This window comes from Frigoribacterium sp. Leaf164 (assembly GCF_001423665.1).
Taxonomy (GTDB): Bacteria; Actinomycetota; Actinomycetes; order Actinomycetales; family Microbacteriaceae; genus Frigoribacterium; species Frigoribacterium endophyticum.
Genome location: NZ_LMOX01000003.1, coordinates 886,395 through 895,025 on the forward strand (window position 1 = coordinate 886,395; position 8,631 = coordinate 895,025).

8 protein-coding genes and 1 pseudogene are annotated in these 8,631 nt (G+C 73.0%); 1 reads left to right on the forward strand and 8 read right to left on the reverse strand.

Features of this window, described 5'->3' with window-relative positions; genetic code table 11:
• Positions 1–92: 92 nt before the first annotated feature.
• Together ASF82_RS12050 and glmS are read right to left on the reverse strand one after the other, a co-directional pair.
• Positions 93–461, reverse strand: a pseudogene (locus tag ASF82_RS12050) (holo-ACP synthase); the annotation flags it as partial.
• A gap of 33 nt (positions 462–494) precedes the next feature.
• Positions 495–2,354, reverse strand: coding sequence for a glutamine--fructose-6-phosphate transaminase (isomerizing) (gene glmS, locus ASF82_RS12055; protein ID WP_056057320.1), 1,860 nt, complete (start codon positions 2,352–2,354; stop codon positions 495–497).
• A gap of 152 nt (positions 2,355–2,506) precedes the next feature.
• Between glmS and coaA the strand changes: the two genes are divergently transcribed.
• Complete coding sequence (coaA, locus tag ASF82_RS12060) at positions 2,507–3,466, forward strand: type I pantothenate kinase (RefSeq protein WP_056057323.1); 960 nt, start codon at positions 2,507–2,509, stop codon at positions 3,464–3,466.
• 64 nt (positions 3,467–3,530) lie between these two features.
• On the opposite strand, the gene ASF82_RS12065 is transcribed toward coaA, so the two are convergent.
• The 6 genes from ASF82_RS12065 to ASF82_RS12090 all read right to left on the reverse strand — a co-directional run bounded on the left by ASF82_RS12065 (position 3,531) and on the right by ASF82_RS12090 (position 8,598).
• On the reverse strand, positions 3,531–4,568 hold the full coding sequence (locus ASF82_RS12065) for a YdcF family protein (protein WP_082514605.1): 1,038 nt from the start codon (positions 4,566–4,568) through the stop codon (positions 3,531–3,533).
• 70 nt (positions 4,569–4,638) lie between these two features.
• Entirely contained in the window at positions 4,639–6,000 is a 1,362-nt protein-coding gene (glmM, locus tag ASF82_RS12070) for a phosphoglucosamine mutase (RefSeq protein ID WP_056057326.1), read from the reverse strand.
• Positions 6,001–6,028: 28 nt separating this feature from the next.
• A complete protein-coding gene (rpsI, locus tag ASF82_RS12075; protein ID WP_082514606.1) occupies positions 6,029–6,514 on the reverse strand; it encodes a 30S ribosomal protein S9 in 486 nt (161 codons plus the stop codon).
• 32 nt (positions 6,515–6,546) lie between these two features.
• On the reverse strand, positions 6,547–6,993 hold the full coding sequence (gene rplM, locus ASF82_RS12080) for a 50S ribosomal protein L13 (RefSeq protein ID WP_056057329.1): 447 nt from the start codon (positions 6,991–6,993) through the stop codon (positions 6,547–6,549).
• Between the two features lie 175 nt (positions 6,994–7,168).
• Positions 7,169–7,651: a GNAT family N-acetyltransferase gene (locus ASF82_RS12085; protein ID WP_056057332.1), complete on the reverse strand. Its 483-nt coding sequence runs from the start codon at positions 7,649–7,651 to the stop codon at positions 7,169–7,171.
• Positions 7,648–8,598: a tRNA pseudouridine synthase A gene (locus ASF82_RS12090; RefSeq protein WP_082514607.1), complete on the reverse strand. Its 951-nt coding sequence runs from the start codon at positions 8,596–8,598 to the stop codon at positions 7,648–7,650. Before ASF82_RS12090 ends, ASF82_RS12085 begins: the two co-directional genes overlap by 4 nt.
• Between the last annotated feature and the right edge of the window lie 33 nt (positions 8,599–8,631).

Below are 8,631 nucleotides of genomic sequence, written 5' to 3' on the forward strand. Positions count from 1 at the left end.
GTCTCGGCGGTCTGGGTCGGGCGGTGGTCGTGCTGCGGGGGCTCGTGCCGCGGGGGCTGGCGCTCCGGGGGCTGGTGCTGCGGGGCACGCTCGTCGGTCTCCGCCACCACGTAGGCCACGGCGACTCCCCCGTCGTGGCTCAGCGAGAGGTGGAGGCGCGTCGCGCCCCGCGACTCCGCCAGCGACCGCGCTCCCCCGGTCAGCCGGAGCGAGGGGGCGCCGCTCTCGTCGGAGACGACCACGATGTCGTGCCAGCGCACGCCCGTCGACCCGCCGAGGGCCTTGATCAGCGCCTCCTTGGCGGCGAAGCGGGCCGCGAGCGACCGCACCGGCCGGGGGCTGCCGTCGGCGAGCACCCTCTCGGCGTCGCCGAAGAGCCGGTCGGCGAGCGCCCCGGTGCGCGCCAGCGAACGCTCGAAGCGCTCGAGGTCGACGACGTCGACCCCGATGCCGACGATCACGGGCGGGCGCGGGTGCTCATGCGGCCGGGCGCCCTACTCGACCGTGACCGACTTGGCGAGGTTGCGCGGCTGGTCGACGTCGAGGCCCTTGGCCGCGGCCAGCTCCATGCCGAAGACGTGCAGCGGCACCACGGCCAGCAGCGACTCGAAGAGCGGCGACGCCAGCGGGATGTGGAGCACCTCGTCGGCGAACGGGAGCACCGCCGCGTCGCCGTCCTCCGCGATGGCGATGACGCGGGCCCCGCGCGCACGGATCTCCTGGATGTTCGAGACCACCTTGGGGTGGAGCGACCGGGGGTCGCGCGGGCTCGGGACGATCACGAAGACGATCTGGCCGGGCTCGATGAGGGCGATCGGGCCGTGCTTCAGCTCGCCGGCGGCGAAGCCCTCCGCGTGGATGTACGCGAGCTCCTTGAGCTTCAGCGCGCCCTCGAGGGCGATCGGGTAGCCCACGTGGCGGCCCAGGAAGAGCACGGACCGGGTGTCGGCCATCCAGCCGGCGAGCGTGGCGATGCGCTCCGAGGACTCGAGGACCTTGCTGATCTTCGCGGGGACGGCCTGGAGGTCCGTGACCTGCTCGGCGATCTGCTCCGCGGTGAGCGTGCCGCGGATCGTCGCGAGGTGCAGGCCGAGGAGGAACAGCGCGGTGCCCTGCGCGACGAAGGCCTTCGTCGACGCGACGGCGACCTCCGGGCCGGCGTGCGTGTAGATGACGGCGTCGCTCTCGCGGGGGATGGTGGAGCCCTGCGTGTTGCAGATCGACAGCACCTGCGCGCCCTGCTCGCGGGCGTACTTGACCGCCATCAGCGTGTCCATCGTCTCGCCGGACTGGCTGATCGAGACGACGAGGGTCTTCTCGTCGAGCACCGGGTCGCGGTAGCGGAACTCGTGCGCGAGCTCGACCTCGACGGGCACGCGGGCCCACTGCTCGATGGCGTACTTGCCGAGGATCCCCGCGTAGGCGGCCGTGCCGCAGGCGATCACGATGACGCGGTCGACGGTGAGGAGGCGGTCGCGCACACCGTCGAGGTCGGTGAGGGTCACGGCGCCGTCGTGCACGCGGCCGAGGAGGGTGTTGGCGACGGCCTCGGGCTCCTCGCTGATCTCCTTCGCCATGAAGCTCGACCAGCCGCCCTTCTCCGCGGCGGAGGCGTCCCAGTCGACCTCGAAGGTGGTGGTCTCGACCGGTGCGCCGTCGAAGTCGACGACGTCGACCGAGTCGGGGCGGATCGTCACGATCTGGTCCTGGCCGATCGACATGGCACGACGGGTGTGCGCGACGAACGCCGCGACGTCGCTGCCGAGGAAGTTCTCGCCCTCGCCGAGCCCGACGACGAGCGGGCTGTTGCGGCGGGCGCCGACGACGACGCCGGGCTGGTCGGCGTGCACGACGAGCAGGGTGAAGGCGCCGTCGAGCGTGCCGACGACCACCCGGAGCGCCTCGGCCAGGTCGCCGGAGGAGCGGTAGGCCCGGGCCACGAGGTGGGCCGCGACCTCGGAGTCGGTCTCGCTGAGGAACTCCACGCCCTCCGCGAGCAGCTCGGCCTTCAGCTCCGAGAAGTTCTCGATGATGCCGTTGTGGATGAGCGCGAGCTTGCCGTCGTCGGCGAGGTGCGGGTGGGCGTTCGCGTCGGTCGGCCCGCCGTGGGTCGCCCAGCGCGTGTGCCCGATGCCGGTCGCGCCGTCGGTCAGCGGGTCGGACTCGAGGTCGTCGACGAGGACCTTCAGCTTGCCCGCGCGCTTGCGCATGCCGAGCTGCCCGTCGGCGTCGATCACGGCCACGCCGGCCGAGTCGTACCCCCGGTACTCGAGGCGGGCGAGGCCGCCCAGGAGGACTTCGATGCTCTTCTGCTCGGCACCGGACGGACCGACGTAACCCACGATTCCACACATGCCCCCGATCTTAGGGCGTCCCGTCCGGGGCGCCGCCCGGAGGGCACCGCGGCGGGTCGCGCCCCCCGAGCCCGCCCCGGCCCGCCCGGGGCGACCTCGGGCGACCGGGGGCCGCCGGGGGCGACCGGGGGCGACCGGGTAGCCTCGCGGTCATGCACGGAGCCCCGACGTCGACGACGACCCATCCGGTGAGCCACGCCACCCCGTTCGTCGAGATCGGGCGCGACGCCTGGGCCGACCTCGCCCCGGCGACGCGCCTGCCGCTCACCGAGACCGAGATCGTGCAGCTGCGGGGCCTCGGCGACCGGCTCGACATGCGCGAGGTGCAGGACGTCTACGTGCCGCTCAGCCGCCTCCTCAACCTCTACGCCGCGGGTGCCCGCAACCTGCACCGGGCGACCAGCGACTTCCTCGGCGAGCGCGCCCAGCGCACGCCCTTCGTGATCGGCGTCGCCGGCTCGGTGGCGGTCGGCAAGTCGACGGTCGCCCGTCTGCTGCGCGAGCTGCTCAGCCGCTGGGACGACACTCCGCGCGTGGAGCTCGTCACGACCGACGGGTTCCTCTACCCGAACGCCGAGCTCGAGCGCCGCGGCCTCACCGACCGCAAGGGGTTCCCCGAGTCGTACGACCGCCGCCACCTGCTGCGCTTCGTCTCCCAGGTCAAGAGCGGCGCGGAGGAGGTGCGGGCGCCGTTCTACTCGCACACCAGCTACGACATCATGCCGGGGGCCGAGGTCGTGGTGCGGCGCCCCGACATCCTCATCGTCGAGGGCCTGAACGTGCTGCAGCCCCCCGCCCCGGGCCGTCTCGCCCTCAGCGACCTCTTCGACTTCACGATCTACGTCGACGCGCGCACGAGCGACATCGAGTCGTGGTTCGTCGAGAGGTTCCTCGCCCTCCAGAAGGGCGCCTTCACCCAGGAGCGCTCGTTCTTCCACCGCTTCGCCGGCATGGACGAGGCGGAGGCGCGCACCTTCGCGTCCGGTGTCTGGCGGTCGGTGAACGAGCCCAACCTCGTCGAGAACGTGCTGCCGACGCGGTCACGGGCGACGCTGGTGCTGCGCAAGGCGGCCGACCACGCGGTGAGCTCGGTGCTGCTCCGCAAGATCTGAGCGGGCCTGCGGTGCGGGCACCGCGACTCCTCGGCGGACGGCGCCCCGGGAGGCGCGGGTCGGCTCACACGGGCAGCAGCGACCAGACCGCGGTCAGGCCGACCAGGGCGACCGCCACGGCCACGGCCGCCGCGTTGAGTCGGCGGTGCTCGACCATGATCGCGACGTACTCGCGGAGGAAGGCGCTCGGCACGTAGTACGCGGCCGTCGGCGAGCCCACCACCTGGGCGTCGCTGCCGATCGACCGGGCCAGCAGGGCGGCCCGCAGCACGTGGTAGTCGTTCGTCACCACGAGGGTGCTGCCGTCCCGCCCCGCGTCGCGCTGCACCTCGCGCGAGAAGAGCAGGTTCTCGCGGGTGCTCGTCGAGGCGGTCTCGGGCCGGACGTCGGCGGGGTCGGCCCCCTGCGCGAGGAGGTACTCGGCCATGGCGTCGCCCTCGGCGCGCGGCTCGTCGGAGCCCTGGCCGCCCGACGGCACGAGCAGCGGCCTCGCGGCGGTGCCGGGCACGGAGCGGTAGACCGAGAGCGCCTTGTCGAGACGGCTGCGCAGGAGCGGCGGCACCTCGCCGCGGACCAGGCCGGAGCCGAGCACGACCACCGTCGCGGGCGCGCGCGTGTGGCGGTAGCGGCTGTAGACCAGCGAGTAGAGCCCGAACGCGGCGAAGGTCGCGGCCGCGTACCCCGCGACGAAGACGAGGAGGACTCCCAGGGCGACGAGGACGACCCCGACCGGCCCCGGCAGCTCGGCGACGTCGGGCCCGAAGACCAGCGCGGCCGCCGCGACCGGCACGAGCAGGATGGCGACGCCCGCCAGCAGCGACAGCAGGTTGCCGAGGCTGCGCCCCTCGGAGCGCAGCATGGTGACGCCGTTGCCGAGCAGGAAGAGCGCGAGCACCACGACGAGCAGGCCGGCGACCACGACGCCGAGCAGGACGGCGCTCTGCTGGGCGGGCCCGGTCGCGGCGACCTCGAGCACGCCGGCCACGAGGAGGCAGCCGAGGGCCGCGACGAGGAAGACGCCGTTGCGCAGACGCCGCGCGTCGCGGCGGCGGCTGACGACGTAGAGCACCGCGAAGACGACGGCGGGCAGCAGGAGGAGCATGTGCCCATGGTGCCCGACGCGGGCACGGGGGCGGGGACGCCGGGCCTGCGGGAGGCGCGGGTCGGGCCCGCTAGAGCGCCAGTCGCTCGCGGACGACGTCGGCGAGCTCGTGCGCGACGCGGTCGGCGGTCGCCTGGTCGGCGGCCTCCACCATGACGCGCACGACCGGCTCGGTGCCCGACGGGCGGAGCAGCACGCGGCCGGTGTCGCCGAGCTCGGCCTCCAGGGCCGCCACGGCGTCCGCCACGCCCTGGTCGCCGTCGAGACGCTCACGGTCGACGCCACCGACGTTGATGAGGATCTGCGGGAAGACCGTCATCACCCGGGCCAGCTCGGCCAGGCTCTTGCCGGTCTCCGCCATGCGCGCGACGAGCGACAGCCCGGTGAGGATGCCGTCGCCGGTGGTGGCGTGGTCGCCGAAGACGATGTGGCCGGACTGCTCGCCGCCCAGCGTGTAGCCGCCGGCGCTCATGTCCTCCAGGACGTAGCGGTCGCCGACGCGGGTCTGACGCACGGCGATGCCGTGCTGCTCCATGGCGCGGATGAGGCCGAGGTTGCTCATCACCGTCGCGACGAGGGTGTCGTGGGTGAGGCGCCCATGCTCCTTGTGCGCCAAGGCGATGATCGCCATGATCTGGTCGCCGTCGACGACGGTGCCGGTCGCGTCGACCGCGAGGCAGCGGTCGGCGTCGCCGTCGTGCGCGATGCCGACGTCGGCTCCGTGCTCGATCACGGCGCGGGCGAGGTTGTCGAGGTGCGTCGAGCCGACGCCGTCGTTGATGTTGACGCCGTCGGGGTCGGCCCCGATCAGGGTGACCTTCGCGCCCGCGTCGGTGAAGACCTCGGGCGAGACGGCCGAGGCGGCGCCGTGAGCACAGTCGAGCACGACGTGCAGGCCGTCGAGGCGGTGGGGCAGGGCCCCGAGGAGGTGCAGGACGTAGCGGTCCTCGGCGTCGGCGAACCGGCGGATGCGACCGACGTCGCCCCCGACGGGCATCAGCTGCGGCTCGGCCATGGCGGCCTCGATGCGGTCCTCGACCTCGTCGGGCAGCTTCGTGCCGCCGAACGCGAAGAACTTGATGCCGTTGTCGGGCGCCGGGTTGTGCGAGGCGCTGATCATCACGCCGAAGTCGGCGCCGATGTCGTCGACGAGGAACGCCGCCGCGGGGGTCGGGATCACCCCGGCGTCGAGCACGTCGACGCCGGAGCTGGCCAGGCCCGCGCACACGGCGGCGGTGAGGAACTCCCCCGAGATGCGGGGGTCACGGGCGACCACGGCGACGGGTCGTCGCCCTTCAGCACGACGAGCGTCGGCGTGGTGGCCCTTCGTGAGCACCACCGCGCTCGCCTGGGCGAGGCCCAGGGCGAGCGCGGCGGTCAGCTCACGGTTGGCGAGGCCCCGAACACCGTCGGTACCGAAGAGACGCGACATCGCGAGACCTGCCTGTGTGGGTGTGCGACTAGCGCTTCGAGAACTGCGAGGCCTTGCGGGCCTTCTTGAGACCGGCCTTCTTGCGCTCGATGACGCGGGCGTCACGGGTGAGGAAGCCGGCCTTCTTGAGGGTGGCGCGGTTGTTCTCGCGGTCGATCTCGTTCAGCGTGCGGGCGATGGCGAGGCGCAGGGCGCCCGCCTGGCCCGAGGGGCCGCCGCCGGTGACCTTGACGGTGACGTCGTAGGCGCCGAGCAGGTCGAGCACCTTGAACGGGTCGTTGATCAGCTGCTGGTGCAGCTTGTTGGGGAAGTACTCCTCGAGGGTGCGGCCGTTGACCACGAAGGTGCCGGAGCCGGGGACGAGGCGGGCACGAGCGATGGCCTCCTTGCGACGTCCGACGGCGGAGCCGGAGACGTTGAGGACGGCGCGGGGGGTCGCCGAGGCCTCGGGAGCGGAGCTCTCCGTGGTGAAGCTCTCGGGAGCCTGGTCGATGGAATCTGCGATCTGAGCCACTGTGTGGGGGTCCTTAAGTCTGAAGGCGGACGCTACTGAGCGACCTGGTCGAGGGTGTGAACCGTGGGCTGCTGAGCAGCGTGGGGGTGCTCGGCACCCGCGTACACCTTCAGCTTCTTGATCTGGGCACGGCCCAGCGAGTTCTTCGGCAGCATGCCGCGGATCGCCTTCTCGACGGCGCGCGTGGGGTGCTTCTCCACCATCTCGGAGTACGTGGTGGCCGTGAGGCCGCCCGGGTAGCCGGAGTGGCGGTAGTAGAGCTTCTCGGCCAGCTTGGAGCCGGTCAGGGCCACCTTGTCGGCGTTGATGATGATGACGAAGTCGCCCATGTCCATGTGGGGGGCGAAGGTCGGCTTGTGCTTGCCGCGCAGCAGTGCTGCCGCGTGGCTGGCCAGACGGCCGAGGACGACGTCGTTGGCGTCGATGATCAGCCAGTTCGGCTGGACGTCAGCCGGCTTGGGGGAGAAAGTGCGCGTCACAGTAGTGCTGCTTCCTGGTCGAGGTGAGGTGTTCGTGGATCCCGCTCCGTTGCCGTTGTCGCCGAAGAGACGGCGAGAACGAGTCAGGTGGAGGGCTCAACTTCGGGCGCCGCGCGCAGTTGCGCAGACACCAAGGGTCGACGATACCCGACACGCCCGGGGCCGTCAAACGGCGTCACTCGCCGCCGAGCGCCGCCAGGGCCTGGCCGTCGAGCCGGAACGTGGTCCACTCGTCCATCGACGTCGCGCCGAGCGACCGGTAGAAGCCGATCGACGGCTCGTTCCAGTCGAGCACGGCCCACTCGACGCGGGCGAGCCCCCGAGCCGTCGCCTCCTGCGCCAGGCGCGTCAGGAGGGCGCGCCCGTGGCCGGAGCCCCGGTGCTGCGGCGCGACGTACAGGTCTTCCAGGTGGATGCCGTGGACGCCCTCCCAGGTCGAGAACGTCAGGAACCAGACGGCGAGGCCCGCGAGCTCGCCGGGCTCGTCGCCGTCGACGACGAACGCGAAGACGGCGGGGGCGTCGGCGAAGAGCGCCCGGCGCAGGTCGTCCTCGGTGGTCTTCACCGCCTCCGGCTCCTTCTCGTAGACCGCCAGCTCGACGATCAGGCGGAGCATCTCGGGGACGTCGGAGGGGGTCGCGGGGCGGGGAGCGGTCATCCGTCGAGGCTAGCGGCCGACCGCTTGACCTGGGTGAGCACGACCCGGGCCGCCACCTCGTCGTCGGGCGGGTAGCCGACCTCGACCATGGTCAGCCCCGTGGCGGGGACGACGCGGAACTCGCCGTTGCGCTCGGCCTCCCGCCGGACCCCGACGGCCCGGTGCTCCGGCATCGACCCCTCGCCGACGGCGACGCACGCCCCGACGAGGTTGCGGACGAGGTTGTGGCAGAAGGCGTCCGCCTGCACGGTGGCGACCAGCACGCCGTCGGCCTCGCGCCTCCACGTGAAGTGCTGGAGCTCGCGGATCGTCGTCGCGTAGTCGCGGTGGCGGCAGTACGCCGCCCAGTCGTGCAGGCCGACCAGGCCCGCGGCCGTGGCGTTCATCAGGTCGAGGTCGAGCAGGTGGTCGTACCAGAGGGTGTGGCGACGGCGCGAGGGGTCGCGCTCGGCCCCCCGGTCGGCGATGCGGTACTCGTAGCGACGCCACAGCGCGCCGAAGCGCGCGTGGAACCCGGGAGGCGCCACCCGCGCTCCCGAGACCACGATCTCGTCGGAGGCGCCCGCCAGCCCGTTGAGCCGGCGCGCGAGGACGGTGGGCGCGTCGAGCGGCGACCGGTCGACCATGCCCCGGTGGGGCCGCTGCAGCTGGGCGACCTGCTCGGCCGTGAGGTCGAGGTGGACGACCTGGCCGCGGGCGTGGACGCCGGCGTCGGTGCGCCCGGCGACGGTCACGGTCGGCACGTGCTCGTGCCGACCGAAGAGCACGCGGAGCGCGGCCTCGACCTCGCCCTGGACGGTGCGGCGGCCGGGCTGCTCGCTCCACCCGGAGAAGTCGGTGCCGTCGTAGGCCACGGTGAGCCGCACCCGGGTCATGCCGGGGGCGAGGTCGGGCACCAGGCCGGAGGCGGGGGCCGGGGCCGGGTCGTCGCTCGTCACGTCGACCATGGTACGAGCCCGCGGGGCGCCGGGCCGCCGCCG